We start from the raw sequence: 16,086 nt of genomic DNA, 5'->3' as shown, positions 1-16,086 counted from the left end.
TGCCTTTACTTGCTTTCACTCTCAATAAGCTGCTTCACGGATTTACTGTTCATACCGATATTCGCAATCTCGATTTGGAAAGAAGACTCCATCTGCATGTGAGCAAAATACGTTTCCCAATCTGGTTTTAGCTGCTCCCAGGCTTTCGGATCCTTCCGATGGATGAGGCCTGCAAATCCAAGTATATCGGCTTTCATGCTTTGAGCTTTATGCAAGGAAGTTAGCATAAGTCTCGAGATGGTGTTTCCGATGAGCCTCTCCATTTCACGGGTTCCTTCTGGTTTTGAGGCGTCAATCGTACATCCGTTTTCAAGAAGTTGTCCATTGGCTTTTACCGCAGCTTTGATGACCCACTTGCCTTGGATATTAACAGGGGTCAGCTTGGTTGAAGCTTTGGTAATACGTATAGCGGAGCGAGACTGATCATCTTTCTCTGTGCATCCAAAAAATAGGATAGATTGGCTGATTTCTCCTTTAATCCAACTGAGGCCGTAACCTTCATGTCCAGTCATCCAACCAACAAGCTGATCTTTGTGAAAAACTCCGATGCGCCCCATTTTGAGCTTGGTATCAAAATTCGTGCTTTTTAAATTTTCAATCGAAGTCGATTCGGCACCTTCGCCTGAAATGAATACTTCAGGTATGGTTGAATAACCAGAATCACTAGCCATTCTCATCGCAAGTTGATACAACATGACTTGTTTGAGGTTGCCATCGGTTTTGTCCTCATTGAGCACCATGTTTCTCAAGGCTGCGCCGGGGATTTTCTCGAGTGGTAAAATTTGCTCTAGAATTTTCCTTCCTTCGTCTCTGCTCACGAGCAAGCTTACGGTTTCTCGGGAACTCGCGCTTCTTAAATAAACGTCGATAATGGGAGAAATGCCTTTGCGAGCTGCGCTTTCTCCAATGACGACGACGCGGTTATGAGCGAAGAACATCGTACGAGGCATCTCTAAACTGGCCCTTTGAACGGCAGATTGGATGGAGTCTCCGTTCGTAGAGAACACCAATACAGGGGCTTGCTGAGTCGCCATTCCGCCCGCGTTGGAGATGGATTGGGGAATGACGACTTGATAAGAGACTTTCCAGTGATCGTTCTCCCAATCGACGGCGGTTGCTGAGGTGATGGCGATCTTATTAAGTTCGGTTCGATCCCAACAGCTCGTGCACAAGCAGCAAATAACGAAAGAGATTAGGCTTGTCACTACCACTCGGCGCTTGGTTCGCATGCATCCAGTCTCCTCCGCGTGCAGTTATTTTTTCTTTGGATTTTTAGGCATAGGACGCTGTCTATACACGTTCTTGGTCAGCACTAACGGCCTTGTGACCAATTTCCACCATGGAAGCCGGATGAAGATATCCTTCACATTGGACGGAATAAACGGAGATATTGGCGCCATATAAGGCAGGCCGAATGATTTAATTGAACACATGTGAATAAGGATGAACATACAGCCGAATAAAATCCCAAACAGTCCAAGGAAGCCCGCCAAAAGCATGAGCATGAAGCGGATTAATCTTGCTGCTACAGCCAAGTTAATCGCGGGCGTGACGAAGTTGGAGATCGCGGTAAAAGACACAACGATAACCATCGCTGCGGATACGAGCCCGGCTTGCACGGCAGCTTGTCCGAGAACAAGCGCACCCACAATGGAGATGGCAGGTCCGACGACCCGGGGCATCCTCACCCCTGCTTCTCGCAGCACCTCGAACGTGATCTCCATCAGGAATGCCTCCACAAGCGCAGGGAAAGGTACTCCTTCACGCTGAGCAGCGAGGCTGATGAGCAGTGTTGTAGGCAGCATCTCTTGATGGAAAGTGGTAATCGCGATATAGAGAGAAGGAAGCAGCATCGAGACGAAAAATGAGGCGTACCGGATAAGACGCACGAAAGAGGCGATATCATACCGCTGGTAGTAGTCCTCACTTGATTGCAGGAACTTAAAGAACGTCACCGGAGCCATTAAAGCGAATGGCGTTCCGTCGACCATAATGACAATCTGCCCTTCAAGCAAACCCGCTGCTGCTGTGTCAGGCCGTTCGGTGTTCAGCATGGTGGGAAAAGGTGTATAGCCTTTATCCTCGATGAATTCCTCGATATAAGCGCTCTCCAGGATGCTGTCCGTATCAATGAGTTTAAGCCGTCTGCGTGCTTCATTCAGTACGTTCTCATTCGCGACGCCTTGCAGGTAGGTGATAATGATCTCAGTTCGGGTGTAACGACCAATCTTCATGCTCTCAAAGCGAAGATCAGGCGACTTGATTTTTCTACGCAGCAGGGTCAAGTTCGTTCGAATGTCCTCCGTGAAGCTTTCCTTCGGTCCCCGAATCACGGTTTGTGATTGCGGTTCTTCAATCGCTCGCTTCTCCCAACCGTTCGTGCAAGCGATAAAGGCCTCGTCGAATCCATCGATTAAAATGACTGTGCTGCCCTCTAAAATGGCACCCATCAGCTCAATGTCATATTTGGCTCCAAATAGCTCGCCAACAGATATGGTTTGCTGCAGGATTTCGTGAACTCCGCAATATTGCTCGCTTGTCTGCTCAGTCGCTTGAACATTTAATAAGGGTTCAATGAGGTGTTTATGTATGGATTCTGAATGGACAAGCCCATCTATGTAGATTAAAGCAACGGAAAGGTGATCCTGACTAACCTGCACATCGAGCAAGCGAGTAATGATATCCGGAGAATCACCAAAAGCTTCTTTCATCATCGAAATATTCGTAGGCAAATCCGTTGATAAAGGGAGAGCGGATTTCTGAGAAGATGTCATCAGCGAAGCCCTCATTTCCTGAATTGGTAGTATATTCCCTCACTTTCGTGTGTTTTATTCGATATGCTATTGACTAATGCTCTGGGGATGCATATAATAATCTCTAATATCATCTTAACGGATGGTGTTCACGAATAAATCGGCTATGAAGAGGAAGAAGTCATAAGGGCACTTATGCGCAGAGAGCGTTGGACTTGCTGAAACCATCGCCTTAATCCCTTACGTACGAAGTCACCTCGGAGCTGTTTTCCTGAAGACTTATAGCACTGTATATAAGCACTAGGGAGAATCGGAAAAGCACACGTTATAGTGCTGAGGGTATTGTTCTATAGGAACATACCTGCTAAGGCTGTATGCTGTGAGGCATGTAGCAAATTTGGGTGGTACCACGGAAGCTTAAACCCCTTTCGTCCCGTTTAACACGTTACGTACGTGCGCGGGATGAACAGGGGTTTTTCTTATTGTCTAAGAAAGCTCGATGTATAACATGGACTTACTTTTTGAGAGGAGGATCACAATGAATGTTCAAACTGAACCAAAGAGGTCAAAAGAAGAACTGATTGACAAGCTGATGAAGCCGGACCTGATCACAGGCTCTGAGATTTTGCTAAGAAGCTTATTGCTGGAGGGTGTGGACTGCGTCTTTGGATATCCGGGCGGCGCTGTTTTGTACATCTACGATGCTATGCATGGCTTTTCCGATTTTAACCACCTACTGACAAGACATGAGCAAGGAGCCATTCATGCTGCCGATGGATATGCACGTTCCACAGGCAAAGTTGGCGTATGTATCGCTACATCAGGACCGGGGGCTACGAATCTCGTCACTGGGATAGCTACCGCTTATATGGATTCTGTTCCACTCGTCGTTATTACAGGGAACGTTGCAACGAACTTTATCGGTACGGATGCTTTCCAAGAGGCAGATATCACGGGGATTACGATGCCGATTACGAAACACAGTTATTTGGTTCGTGATGTAGAAGATCTGCCGCGCATCATTCATGAAGCGTTCCATATTGCGAACTCAGGTCGAAAAGGTCCGGTTCTCATTGACATACCAAAGGATGTCTCCGCTCATAAAACGATATTTAAGCCGGTATCGGATGTAAACATCCGCGGCTATAACCCGACTGTTCAGCCTAACAAGCTGCAAGTCGACAAATTGCTGAAAGCCATCGAAGAAGCAGAACGTCCAGTGATCATCGCTGGTGGTGGTGTTGTCTACTCAGACGCTTCCAAAGAGCTGATCGAGTTCGTTAATGCTACGCAAATTCCAGTAGCAACAACATTGCTCGGACTTAGCGGTTTCCCAAGTGCGCACGAGCTATGGCTCGGTATGCCGGGGATGCATGGAACGTACACGGCGAACACAGCCATTCAGAACGCGGACCTCTTGATCTCCATCGGCTCGAGATTCGATGACCGTGTGACAATGAACTTGAACGGTTTTGCCCCGAAGGTGAAAACAATCGCGCATATCGATGTAGATCCTGCGGAAATCGGTAAGAACGTGAAAACGGATATCCCGTGTGTTGGGGATGTGAAAGCAGTTCTGGCTTTAGCCAATCTTAAAGCTAAGCCTGCGAAAAGCGAAGCATGGATTGCTGAGGTTCAAGCTAACAAAGAGAAATTCCCGCTTAAATACGGTGATACAGAAACAGAATTGAAGCCACAATACGTTGTTGAAATGATCAGTGAAACAACGAAAGGCGAAGCGATCGTTACAACAGACGTTGGTCAGCACCAGATGTGGGCTGCTCAGTTCTACAAGTTCAAAAACCCTCGCTCCCTGGTAACGTCCGGTGGACTTGGTACGATGGGCTTTGGTTTCCCTTCCGCGATCGGCGCGCAAATGGGGAACCCGGATAAATTGGTTGTTTCCATCAATGGCGACGGCGGCGTACAAATGTGTGCGCAAGAGCTTGCGATCTGTGCGATTAACAACATTCCGGTGAAAATTGTTATTTTGAATAACCAAGTGCTCGGCATGGTTCGTCAATGGCAGGAGATCATTTATGATAACCGCTACAGCCATATCGATTTGGCTGGCAGCCCGGATTTCGTGAAGCTCGCTGAAGCTTACGGCGTAAAAGGCTTGCGTGCTACGACGAAGGAAGAAGCAAGAAAAGCTTGGCAGGAAGCGCTTGATACACCTGGACCGGTCTTGATTGATTTCGTCGTACCAAAAGGAGAGAACGTGTTCCCGATGGTTAAAGCAGGCGATACAATTAGCGACATGTTAATGGGGGATTCGGAATGATGACGACAACTAAACATACAGTTTCCGTACTCGTAAACAATCAGCCTGGTGTTCTGCAGCGAGTATCTGGTTTGTTCGGACGCAGAGGCTTCAATATTGAAAGTATTACTGTAGGGGAGTCCGAAGAACTCGGACTTTCCCGGATGGTTATTGTAACAACAGGCGATGACAGCACATTGGAGCAAATTTCCAAACAGCTGTACAAGCTGATTGACGTCATCAAAGTCGTCGATTTGAGCTCCAACCCGATGGTAGCTAGAGAATTAGCACTTATTAAAGTAAATGCTGAACCGATCATGCGTCCTGAAATTCTCGGAATTGTCGAAACATTCCGTGCCGCGGTTGTCGATATTGGTCCAGCTTCAATTATCGTGCAAGTTGTCGGAGATTCAGATAAAATAGATGCTATGGTAGAATTGCTTCGTCCATATGGTATCCGTGAGCTATCCCGTACGGGAGCAACGGCCATGATACGGGGCTCAGTTAAATAAATTAAATAATAGTTAGTCATGTGAAAAAGTAGGGAAAGCCTCCTTGAGTGGGGCTTTGAGCGATAGACTCTTTAGCGCTTTAAAAGGCTAGTCGTTCATCGTTGAAACACCCACTCAAGGGGTAGACAATACGGATTCATCATATCAAAGGAGGATTTATACGAAATGGCAGTTACTACTTACTACGAAAAAGATGCAGACTTAGCGGTACTTAAAGGCAAAACGATTGCAGTTGTTGGTTATGGTTCCCAAGGGCACGCACAAGCCCAAAACTTGCGTGACAGCGGTTTGAACGTAATTATCGGTCTTCGTGAAGGCCGTTCATGGAACGCAGCAAAAAATGATGGTTTCGAAGTTGTATCCGTTGAAGAAGCAGCAGCACGCGCTGATGTTATTCAAATCTTGATGCCGGATGAAACGCAAGCTCGCGTATTCCGTGAGTCCATTCAACCGAACATGAAAAAAGGCGCAGCTTTGATGTTCTCCCACGGATTTAACATCCACTTTGGTCAAATCGTAGCTCCTGAAGGTACAGATGTATTCTTGGTTGCTCCTAAATCCCCAGGTCACATGGTACGTCGTACTTATGTTGAAGGCTTCGGCGTTCCTGGCTTGATCGCAATCGAGAAAGACGCTACGGGCAACGCAAAAGCAATCGGACTTGCTTATGCAAAAGGTATTGGCTGTACACGCGCAGGGGTTATCGAAACTTCCTTCCGTGAAGAAACAGAAACTGATTTGTTCGGTGAGCAAGCTGTTCTTTGTGGCGGTGCATCTGAACTGGTTAAAGCAGGTTTCGAAACATTGGTTGAAGCTGGTTATGCACCTGAAATGGCTTACTTCGAGTGCTTGCACGAGTTGAAATTGATCGTTGACATGATGTATGAAGGCGGAATCTCCTCCATGCGCAGCTCCATCTCCAACACAGCGGAGTATGGTGATTATGTAACAGGACCTCGCATCATCACAGCTGAAACGAAGAAAGAAATGAAAGCAGTTCTTACAGATATCCAACAAGGTAAATTCGCTCGCGACTTCATCTTGGAAAACCAATCCAACTTCGCGTTCATGAACGCAACTCGCCGTAACGAAGCTCAGCACCCAATCGAGGTTGTTGGTGCAGAACTACGCGAAATGATGCACTGGATCAAAAAGTAATTTAATGCATAATTGAATCATATAGTTATTCATCCCACAGGGAGTGATTGCGGAGAATTTCCCAGTCACTCCCTGTGAATACTATTTAGACGAGTAAAAATTTAATTGTAAATTTTTGGAACCTTCCCTGAAATGCCCAGTGGAGGGCTCAGTGTTTGTCGGAGAAGCGTAGCGTTCGTATTTGAAAACGTGTCCCGACTTTTTGTTTTATTCAAATCAAGGGACACGGTTTCAAGAAACGATCGGAGACAAATACTGAAGAACGGAACGGTCAGCAGTTAGGGTAAGGTTGTAACTCATTTACAAGGAATCTTTTAGGAGGTGACCATGGTGCGCAAAATCTACATCTTTGATACAACGCTCAGAGACGGAGAACAATCGCCAGGCGTGAACCTGAACACACAGGAGAAGGTCGAAATCGCGCTTCAACTTGAGAAGCTGGGTGTCGATCGGATGGAGGCTGGTTTCCCAGCTGCATCACCTGGTGACTTGGCAGGCGTTAATGCCGTAGCGAGAGCTGTTAAGAACGCCTCTGTAATCGGTCTGTCCCGTTCGAAGGAGACGGACATCGAGGCTGTCCGTGAAGCGCTGCAGGGCGCTCAGGACCCATGTATTCATTTGTTCCTGGCGACATCCCCTATCCACCGGAAGCATAAGCTGAAGATGGAGAAGCACCAAGTGCTGGAGACAGCGGAGTCTGCGATTAAATATGCGAAGAAGTATTTCAGCAAAATCGAGTTTTCACTTGAGGATGCCGGGCGTACGGAGCTTGATTTCATCGCAGAAGTAACAGCAATGGCGATCCGCGCCGGCGCTTCGGTCGTGAATATTCCCGATACGGTCGGTTATATGACACCGTACGACTACGGGAATATTTTCAAAATGCTGAAGGACACCGTGCCAGGCATTGAGAAAATCCAGCTGAGCGCGCACTGCCATGACGATCTTGGCATGGCGACAGCTAACGCGCTAGCGGCTGTTCTGAATGGTGCCGATCAAATCGAAGGCACCATCAACGGTATTGGCGAGCGAGCAGGGAACACCTCGATCGAGGAAGTCGTGCTGGCGCTGGAGACACGCCAGGACTTCTACCAAGCGAAAACATCGCTTGTACTGAACGAGATCTACCGCACCAGCCGTTTGGTCAGCAAGCTGACCGGCATGGTGGTGCCAGGCAACAAAGCGATCGTCGGCGCTAACGCGTTCGCTCATGAGTCCGGCATCCATCAGGATGGGATGCTCAAAGAGAAAACGACCTACGAGATTATTTCCCCTGAGACCATCGGTGTCAAGGAAAGTAAGCTCGTGATGGGTAAACACTCCGGCCGCCATGCGTTCCGTGAGAAGTTGATCGATCTTGGTTATGACCTCTCAGACGAGCAAGTGAACGTGGCGTTCGGTAAGTTCAAAGATTTGGCCGACCGCAAGAAGCAGGTGGAAGACGAAGATATCCGTGCGCTGATCGAAGAGAAGTTGATCGAAACACCGGAAATTTTCGCGCTTGGCACGCTTCAAGTGGCCTACGGCAATCAGATGACACCAACAGCAACCGTGCATGTTCGTTTCCAAGATGGCAGTGAAGTGGCGGAAAGTGCTGTGGGTAACGGCTCTGTTGATGCTATTTACAATGCCATTGATAAAGCAACGAAGGAAGAAGTCGAGCTGGATGACTACTCCATCAAGTCCGTTTCTCACGGGAAAGATGCGCTCGGGGAAGTGCATGTCGTACTGAAACAGAACGACGTGTCCGTTCAAGGACGCGGCATCTCGACAGATATTCTGGAAGCAAGCGCCAAGGCATATCTGGACGCTGTGAATAGACTCATTGATAAACGCAAAACGCCAACAAGCAATAGAAGCAACGTTACGTTGATTTAAACTCTAAGTCCACGGGACTACTGGATAAGCACCTCACCTCCAAGCTAGAGGAGGGGTGCTTTCTACAAATGCGAAAGGATGCGTCCATTTATGAAATATCGATTTTCTAAATCGCTGGAAGGTTTCTCATCCTCGGCGGTAAGAGAAATTCTTAAGCTGACACAAGGCAGCTCAATTATTTCGTTTGCCGGCGGATTGCCTGCTGAAGAGTTTTTCCCATTGGACGCGGTGAGCGATGCGTTTAAACGAGTTGTTGGCGGCGGGAAGTCAGCGCTGCAATATGGATTAACCGAAGGGTACAAGCCGCTGCGCGAGTCCTTATGCAAACGTATGGCTGCCAAAAACATGCACGTCACACCAGACGAGATGCTGTTAACGACTGGCTCCCAGCAAGCGATCGATTTGTTGACACGCGTAATGATTGATGAAGGCGATATCATCTTGGTAGAAAGACCGACATATTTGGCGGCGATCCAAGTTTTCCAAGCCAAAGGCGCCAAGATCTATTCCGTTGAAAGTGATAACGACGGCATGATTCTTGAAGATTTGGCGGCCAAAGTTGCCGAGCATAACCCGAAGCTCGTGTATGTTATTCCGACGTTTTCGAATCCGGCAGGTCGTGCCTGGAGCTTAGAGCGTCGTCAAGGCTTGCTGAACATTTGCCGTGAAGCGGATGTGCTGATTCTTGAGGATGACCCCTATGGGGAAATTCAATTTGATGAAAATGAAACGTACCCATCCATTTTCTCGCTTGGCGGTAAAGCTGAAGGCGGTAATGTGCTGTACACCAGCACTTTCTCCAAAACAGTAGCGCCTGCTTTCCGGACAGGCTGGGTGATGGGGGACGAGACGGTCATTCGCCAAATCGCCCGTTTCAAGCAATCGGCGGATCTGCACTCCAGTACGATTGATCAGCAAACCCTGTTCCATCTGCTTGAGCATTTCGATCTCGATGCACATATCTCCCTAATTCGTGAGCAGTATCTGGATCGCATGAAATTCATGTCAGGTCTTTTGAAAGAATTGAATTGGCCTGGTCTGAAGTGGGAAGAGCCGAAGGGCGGCATGTTCATCTGGGTGGAACTTCCGGACAATATGCGCGCAGAAGATCTGCTGAAAATTGCGGTAAAAGAAGGCGTGGCTTTTGTACCGGGATCCACATTTTATGCGGAGAATCCACAGTACAACACGATGCGCCTGAACTACACACACACGGATCGCCAGAACACAATTCTTGGCATGCAGAAGCTAGCGAAAGCTATGGAATCTTACCTACAAAGCGTATAAAAAGAAAGGACTGTCCCGAGAGTAGAGATTTCTACTTTTGAGATAGTCCTTTTGTTATATCTATATCCTGTGAATGATGTTATTACGGGTTAATAATTTGAGCCAGGGCTTCACGGATTGGCGTAGCCGGGCGGCCGAGCAGCTTCTCGAAATCGTCGCTTACGACCTCCAATGTACCTTCCCGAATGCCTTGCTGAATAGCTGAAAGGATGGGGACAACGAAGTCGGGCACACCTACACCCTTCAAAATGTCAGCATAAGCGGCATCATCAACCTGCTGCACAAGAACTTCCTTGCCTAACACTTCACCAAGTGCGGATGCTAGTTCATTTTGAGTGAGCAGCTCGCCGGATAGCTCATAGATTTTATTCTCGTGTCCATCTCCAACCAATACAGCCGCTGCGGCTTCTGCGTATTCTTGTTGCAGCGCCCAACCCACCTTACCAGAGCCTGCAGAGGTCACCCATGGAGCTCCTGCGATCACACCTTGAATGCTTGAAAGCTCATTCTCCAGGTACCAGTTGTTGCGTAAAAAAGTATAAGGAATGCCCGTTTTGACGATGATTTCTTCTGTTGTACGGTGTACGGGTGCAAGGAAAATCGTGCTGTCACTTGCATTAGCTAAGCTGGTATAAGCTATGAATTTAACTCCAGCTTGCTCGGCAGCTGCTACAGCATTGGTGTGCTGCCGAATTCTTGTTTCCGTGTCTCCATCTGCCGAAATCATTAATAAGCGATCGATACCTGCAAAAGCGGTTTGCAAAGTTTCTGGACGATCAAAATCCCCGAGACGAACGTCTACGCCGCGAGCGCGCAATCCTTCGGCTTTCTCTGGATTACGGACACTCACAGCCAGTTGGCTTGCCGGTACTGTTTTCAGCAGTGTGTCTACAACTCTTGTTCCTAATTTCCCTGTTGCGCCTGTGACTAAAATTTTCATTGATCTAATCCTCCTAAAAATAATGTGTTATCTTGCTGAAATTTGTAATAATAATTGTTACAACTTAGGTGTAAAATAAAAGCTCTCAGAATAGAGCTCCTACTTATCATAAGTCGTTTGTGCCAGTCTATGCCCCATAGCGGATTGAGCCTCGTTTAACTCTGACCACTGTTGTAACAATTATAGTTACTACTTGAGGCGGTGTCAACATCCAACTTTGAAAAAGAGCCTTATTTGTTGTTATAGGAGGAACCTATTAAAGCAATAGCTTTTATATCTAAGGAAAAGGGTTATCTTATGTTACAATGAGAGCATCATATAGTCGATAGAGATGCTTACCAAGCAGCTTTACTATTCTAAGGAGTGAATGACAGTCATGGCAGATGTTAAAAAAATTGCTGTAATCGCTGGAGACGGCATTGGTCCAGAAGTCGTTGCAGAAGCGGAAAAAGTATTGAAACGTACCGAAGAGCTTTTCGGTTATAAGTTTGAAACAGAGCACGCCTTGTTCGGTGGAATTGCCATTGACGAGACAGGTACACCGCTTCCGGAAGAAACATTGAAAGTTTGTCAATCCGCAGATGCTGTTCTTCTAGGTGCTGTTGGCGGACCAAAATGGGATAACAACCCGAAAGAAACTCGTCCGGAGACAGGTCTTCTGGGTATTCGTAAAGCGCTTGGTTTGTTCTCTAACATTCGTCCAGCTTTCATCTTTGATTGCTTGAAAGAAGCTTCCACATTGAAACCAGAAGTACTTGAAGGTACGGATCTGATCGTTGTTCGTGAATTGACAGGCGGTATCTACTTCGGTGAGAAATTCCGTCGTGAAACAGCGAACGGTCAAGAAGCTGTAGACACATGTGCCTACAACGTTTCCGAAATCGAGCGTATTGCTCGTCAAGCGTTTGAAATTGCGCGCACACGCCGCAAAAAGCTTGCTTCCGTTGATAAAGCAAACGTTCTGGAAACTTCCCGCCTATGGCGCGAAACCGTTAACCGTATTGCGGTTGACTACCCGGATGTTGAACTTGAGCACGTGCTTGTAGACAACTGCGCAATGCAATTGCTGCGTCGTCCGTCTTCCTTCGACGTCATCGTGACTGAGAACATGTTCGGCGACATCTTGAGCGATGAAGCTGCTATGTTGACAGGTTCCATCGGAATGCTGGCATCCGCTTCACTTGGCGAAGGCAGCTTCGGCTTGTATGAGCCGGTACACGGTTCTGCGCCTGATATCGCTGGCCAAGGCATTTCCAACCCAATCGCAACAATTCTATCCGTAGCGTTGATGTTCCGTCTGACATTCGGCTACCACGATGCAGCAGATTCCATCGAACGCGCTGTGAAAGAAGTGCTTGATGCTGGCAACCGCACAGGCGACATCGCAGTCGATAAGAGCAAAGCAATCGGAACATTGGCTATGGGCCAACTGATTGTAGACGCAATGCGCAAATAAGAATATGAGCTTGTCCGCTAAGCATGCTGTGCGTAGCGAGCAAGCTCTTTTTTTGTATGCTGGGAATATTAGTTGTATAGCTTTAGTCAGCTAGTTGAGACTCCGTGATGGATGAAATCGAGCTGATTGAGGGGTAAAAGGCAGGGAGAAGGAAGCGGAATTAGGTTGTTCAAGGACCTTTCATATTTTAAAGTAATTATTACATAGTATGCACTCTAATTATTGACTTTCATCTATTCGGATGATACCATTTTAAACGAGAAGAAGATAGATTTGAGGAGGAATTATACACATGGCAGAGCGTTTAGTTGGTAAACAAGCTCCTGATTTTACAATGGAGACAGCTACAGGTGATGGTACAGCGTTTGGTAAAGTATCTTTGTCTGATTACAAAGGCAAATGGTTAGTATTGTTCTTCTACCCATTGGACTTCACATTCGTATGTCCAACAGAAATTACAGCGCTTAGCTATGCTGCTGCTCAATTCAAAGAATTGGACACTGAAATTCTTGGCGTTTCCATCGACAGCATCCACACACACAAAGCATGGATCAATACACCTGTGAACGATAACGGTCTTGGCAAATTGGAATTCCCACTTGCTGCTGACATCACGAAATCCGTAGCACGTGACTACGGCGTTCTAATCGAAGAAGAAGGTATCGCACTTCGCGGTCTTTTCATCATCGATCCAGAAGGCGAATTGAAATACGAAGTTGTTAACCACAACGATGTAGGCCGCAGCGTAGAAGAAACACTTCGTGTGCTTCAAGCGCTTCAATCCGGCGGATTGTGCCCAATGAACTGGAAACCAGGCGACAAAAACCTTGTCGTAAAATAAGCTTTTCATACATAGACAAGCTCCTCTTAGCTGGCATGCGAATGCGGCGAGGGGAGCTTTTCTACTTGAAGGAGAATGAACGTGACCGTACCTACGCATCTGCAATATACAAGAGATCATTATTGGATACGTAAAGAGGGGAATGAGGCCATCATCGGCCTGACAGAAATCGGCCTGCTTGCGTGGGGGATGGTTCTATTCATTGAACTCCCGGAACGTGGAGCGGTGCTAGGGCGAGGCAGTTATGCTGGCTCCTTGGAGACCGCCGAAAGCGAGCATGATTTGCTTGCACCGTTATCCGGTGAAGTCATTGCTGTTAACCTGCTGCTGGAGCGGGCTACGATGATGCTGATTGAGTCACCCTATGATAAAGGGTGGCTGTTCAGAGTAGCGTGCAGCGAGCCTTCGGAGCTGGAGCAGCTGTGGGATGCGCAGACGTATGCGTCGAGTTATTCATTTGAGTGAGGGAACGGGCGCAGAGTGCAGAGTGCAGAGCGCAGACCGCAGACCGCAGACCGCAGACCGCAGACCGCAGACCGCAGACCGCAGACCGCAGACCCCAACGTCAAAAACCGCATGTCCGCTAATACAGGGTTTGCGGTTTTTGACATTGCAGGGCCATCTGCCAACATAGCTGATTGGATGTTTTCCAATGTAAAGCCAAATTCAGAACCTTAAAAGCCCCTCTCACTGGATGAAATCCAATGAAGAGGCTTAATATCATCCCTAATGGCACTAAAAAAGCTCGTCTCACTGGATTCTGTCCAATGAGAGAGAGGTTTTACTCGTCTGCAGAGCCATTATATTGGATTCCGTCCAATGGACCACCGCCCCCCAGCGAAGGTCTCAACAAAAAACCGCAAGGTTAACACTTTATTCAAACAAAGTGTTAACCCTGCGGTTCTACATATCTTACTGCTTAGACAGCTGTTTGTATTTGTTCAGGTACTTCACTACGGCAAGCACATAAGTGGCATGCGACCAGGTAAGCGGGGCGACAGAGACCGGATCACCTGTGAAAGGATCCAATTGCTCCGATAGAACGCCGCTTTCCATAGCGTGTTTGACGACCCATTCTAACGTTTGGCGAGGGGCTTCGAGATCAGCGAGTGTTTTGGCGTATTCAATTTCCCACTCAGCGATCCAGAGCGTACAGATGATCCAAGGATTTCCTGGTACATTTTCGATATCGGTGGAGCGTTGGAAGTAATAATCATGATGATAGCGGGCAATGCCACCGACTTCTGTTTTGATTCTAAGACCTTCTTTATTCGCTTTCATCGTACCTACTACACGTTCGTCATCCGCAGGCAGCACTCCGAATTCAAAAATACCGTAAACTGAGCTTTCGAGCGTCATATCTTTGACCCATTCGCCGTCCTCCATGTACAAACCGCGAACGAATCGGCCTTCATTCTCATCCCACAAATGCTTGAGGATACCGGCTTTTATTTTCTCCGCTGTATGCTTATAGCGGTTGCTGCGCTCTTCGTCCCCGAAGAGGTTGCTGAAGTTGGAAGCCGCGATAAGTCCGCCATACACAGCTGAAGCGGTAAATGTGTAAATTCCATAACGCTCTTCCCACAGATCATAACTCGGCTTCGGCAGGTTCAATTCCTGATCAATATAAGTGGACATGAATCTGGCAGCTCTGCGAATCAAATTGCGATACAGAGACTGCGCAAACTCCAGGCTTCCATTTTTCTGGAAATCAGCCCAGAGAGCGAAGAGCACAAGGGCTGTTTCATCCTCTTGGATAGGAAGCTGGACACGTCCGGAATGAATATAAGGATGCCAACTGGAGCCTACGGTGCCGTCCGGATTATATTTATGATGCAGGTAACCTTCAGGAGACAGCACGTTCGCACAGAAGTTGAAGAAAGGAATAATCATCCCTTGGTAGCCGGCCATGGACATGGAGTAGGCAATTAAGGCGCCATCCCTAGGCCACATGTAGCTGTAATGATCACGGTTGCTCTGCATGATGTCCGAATCGTTCGCGGCGATAATGGCGCCGTTCACATCGGTTTGCGTCCTAACAAGCAGCAAGCTTTGTTTGAAGAGGCGCTGCACATCGGCATTCAGATCCCCGTAATCCCTATCGATCTTATTCGCCCAGCGCTGCCAGTAAACCGTCACACGATCCAGCAGCTTACCTGGGTGGCTGTCTTTCACATAAGCGTCAAGCTTCTTGACTTCCTCGAGCGTTTTGCCGGCGCCCATCCAGTAGTAGAGCGTCTGGTCGGCATTAGGAGGCACGAAAAGCCGGAAGGAGATCGTACTATCGACAGACCCTTGCGCAATGGCATTGCCCATCAGATGCCCGTCTTCCGCATCACGCCACGTGCCTTCGGCGTTATAGAATCTTTTGACACCTGTAGAGTATTGATAAATGCCTTCTGTTCCGGTGCTGCCGTTGAACATGAAATATCTGTCTTTTTTATAATGGAATACCGTATTCGTTAGAGGGTAGAAGGCAGCAGTATCGCCAACCTCAGTCTCATTAATGAGCAAGTCCTGATTGAAGAACATCCTCACTTCGCGAACGGTATGTTTGTGATTCGTAATTTGGATGCGTTTCAGATAAATATCTTCACGCTGATGAACCCCGTCATTCATGAGTAAGGTGATGCCAAGACCAGGATGCGTTGCTCTTACTTCAGTAACAAGAGAATCCTCCACATAACCAAGCTGGAACTGCCACTCGGGGGAATTCAGCCAGGCAAAGTCACCATCCACCCAAATACCGACACGGCATTGATAACCGCCAATATGATTAAGCTGGCCTACGAAAGGATAGTACAGATCTCGCATATAGGAATGCTGATCGAGATTAATAAGAAATTTTCCGTTTCCGATGACCAGATGTCTAGGCAATACAATCACTTCCCCACTCTTTTGTTTGATTGTTCAGTAAGTTCAAATGATGCTCCAGATAGAACGTCGCTAGCACAAGGCCTGCCAATAGGTTACCTAATAATTACCAAGGAATCAATGA

The 16,086-nt window shown here is 47.5% G+C and carries 13 protein-coding genes; 9 read left to right on the top strand and 4 right to left on the bottom strand.

From position 1 onward, the window contains the following. Positions 1 to 5: 5 nt before the first annotated feature. Positions 6 to 1,229: a Ger(x)C family spore germination protein gene (locus GQF01_RS15780; protein ID WP_161407714.1), complete on the bottom strand. Its 1,224-nt coding sequence runs from the start codon at positions 1,227 to 1,229 to the stop codon at positions 6 to 8. Between the two features lie 24 nt (positions 1,230 to 1,253). Continuing rightward, positions 1,254 to 2,774 carry a spore germination protein gene (locus GQF01_RS15775; protein WP_235959787.1) on the bottom strand — a complete coding sequence of 507 codons (1,521 nt, stop codon included), beginning with the start codon at positions 2,772 to 2,774 and terminating at the stop codon, positions 1,254 to 1,256. Positions 2,775 to 3,291: 517 nt separating this feature from the next. On the opposite strand from GQF01_RS15775, the gene ilvB reads away from it, so the two are divergent. The 5 genes from ilvB (at position 3,292) to GQF01_RS15750 (ending at position 9,851) form a co-directional block, all read left to right on the top strand. Next, positions 3,292 to 5,037 carry a biosynthetic-type acetolactate synthase large subunit gene (gene ilvB, locus GQF01_RS15770; RefSeq protein ID WP_161407712.1) on the top strand — a complete coding sequence of 582 codons (1,746 nt, stop codon included), beginning with the start codon at positions 3,292 to 3,294 and terminating at the stop codon, positions 5,035 to 5,037. Further along, positions 5,037 to 5,528: an acetolactate synthase small subunit gene (gene ilvN, locus GQF01_RS15765; RefSeq protein ID WP_145659093.1), complete on the top strand. Its 492-nt coding sequence runs from the start codon at positions 5,037 to 5,039 to the stop codon at positions 5,526 to 5,528. The genes ilvB and ilvN overlap by 1 nt, the downstream gene beginning before the upstream one ends. 165 nt (positions 5,529 to 5,693) lie before the next feature. Further along, positions 5,694 to 6,686, top strand: a complete 993-nt coding sequence (gene ilvC, locus GQF01_RS15760; protein ID WP_161407711.1) for a ketol-acid reductoisomerase — start codon at positions 5,694 to 5,696, stop codon at positions 6,684 to 6,686. A gap of 330 nt (positions 6,687 to 7,016) precedes the next feature. Continuing rightward, positions 7,017 to 8,564: a 2-isopropylmalate synthase gene (locus GQF01_RS15755; protein ID WP_145659092.1), complete on the top strand. Its 1,548-nt coding sequence runs from the start codon at positions 7,017 to 7,019 to the stop codon at positions 8,562 to 8,564. A gap of 90 nt (positions 8,565 to 8,654) precedes the next feature. Continuing rightward, positions 8,655 to 9,851 (top strand): aminotransferase-like domain-containing protein, encoded by a 1,197-nt coding sequence (locus GQF01_RS15750; protein WP_161407710.1) that lies wholly within the window; start codon positions 8,655 to 8,657, stop codon positions 9,849 to 9,851. 82 nt (positions 9,852 to 9,933) lie between these two features. Here GQF01_RS15750 and GQF01_RS15745 read toward each other — a convergent pair whose 3' ends face one another. Then, positions 9,934 to 10,791 (bottom strand): SDR family oxidoreductase, encoded by an 858-nt coding sequence (locus tag GQF01_RS15745; RefSeq protein ID WP_161407709.1) that lies wholly within the window; start codon positions 10,789 to 10,791, stop codon positions 9,934 to 9,936. Between the two features lie 376 nt (positions 10,792 to 11,167). On the opposite strand from GQF01_RS15745, the gene leuB reads away from it, so the two are divergent. The 4 genes from leuB (at position 11,168) to GQF01_RS15725 (ending at position 13,766) form a co-directional block, all read left to right on the top strand. After that, on the top strand, positions 11,168 to 12,247 hold the full coding sequence (gene leuB / locus GQF01_RS15740) for a 3-isopropylmalate dehydrogenase (RefSeq protein WP_161407708.1): 1,080 nt from the start codon (positions 11,168 to 11,170) through the stop codon (positions 12,245 to 12,247). A gap of 292 nt (positions 12,248 to 12,539) precedes the next feature. Then, entirely contained in the window at positions 12,540 to 13,088 is a 549-nt protein-coding gene (locus GQF01_RS15735) for a peroxiredoxin (protein ID WP_145658072.1), read from the top strand. A gap of 81 nt (positions 13,089 to 13,169) precedes the next feature. Further along, complete coding sequence (locus GQF01_RS15730) at positions 13,170 to 13,553, top strand: glycine cleavage system protein H (protein WP_161407707.1); 384 nt, start codon at positions 13,170 to 13,172, stop codon at positions 13,551 to 13,553. A gap of 15 nt (positions 13,554 to 13,568) precedes the next feature. Further along, entirely contained in the window at positions 13,569 to 13,766 is a 198-nt protein-coding gene (locus tag GQF01_RS15725; protein ID WP_161407706.1) for a hypothetical protein, read from the top strand. A 234-nt stretch (positions 13,767 to 14,000) separates the two neighbouring features. Here GQF01_RS15725 and GQF01_RS15720 read toward each other — a convergent pair whose 3' ends face one another. Continuing rightward, on the bottom strand, positions 14,001 to 15,965 hold the full coding sequence (locus GQF01_RS15720) for a glycoside hydrolase family 15 protein (protein WP_161407705.1): 1,965 nt from the start codon (positions 15,963 to 15,965) through the stop codon (positions 14,001 to 14,003). Between the last annotated feature and the right edge of the window lie 121 nt (positions 15,966 to 16,086).

It is taken from the genome of Paenibacillus silvestris (genome assembly GCF_009882985.1).
GTDB lineage: Bacteria > Bacillota > Bacilli > Paenibacillales > NBRC-103111 > Paenibacillus_E > Paenibacillus_E silvestris.
This window is presented reverse-complemented; position numbering and strand designations above follow the sequence as displayed.

Excerpts from the sequence above, each read along its gene's own strand:
- ilvC (WP_161407711.1), top strand. The coding sequence starts at position 5,694 with ATGGCAGTTACTACTTACTACGAAAAAGATGCAGACTTAGCGGTACTT.
- GQF01_RS15735 (WP_145658072.1), top strand. The coding sequence starts at position 12,540 with ATGGCAGAGCGTTTAGTTGGTAAACAAGCTCCTGATTTTACAATGGAG.
- ilvN (WP_145659093.1), top strand. The coding sequence starts at position 5,037 with ATGACGACAACTAAACATACAGTTTCCGTACTCGTAAACAATCAGCCT.
- GQF01_RS15780 (WP_161407714.1), bottom strand. The coding sequence starts at position 1,229 with ATGCGAACCAAGCGCCGAGTGGTAGTGACAAGCCTAATCTCTTTCGTT.
- ilvB (WP_161407712.1), top strand. The coding sequence starts at position 3,292 with ATGAATGTTCAAACTGAACCAAAGAGGTCAAAAGAAGAACTGATTGAC.
- GQF01_RS15775 (WP_235959787.1), bottom strand. The coding sequence starts at position 2,774 with ATGACATCTTCTCAGAAATCCGCTCTCCCTTTATCAACGGATTTGCCT.
- leuB (WP_161407708.1), top strand. The coding sequence starts at position 11,168 with ATGGCAGATGTTAAAAAAATTGCTGTAATCGCTGGAGACGGCATTGGT.
- GQF01_RS15745 (WP_161407709.1), bottom strand. The coding sequence starts at position 10,791 with ATGAAAATTTTAGTCACAGGCGCAACAGGGAAATTAGGAACAAGAGTT.
- GQF01_RS15750 (WP_161407710.1), top strand. The coding sequence starts at position 8,655 with ATGAAATATCGATTTTCTAAATCGCTGGAAGGTTTCTCATCCTCGGCG.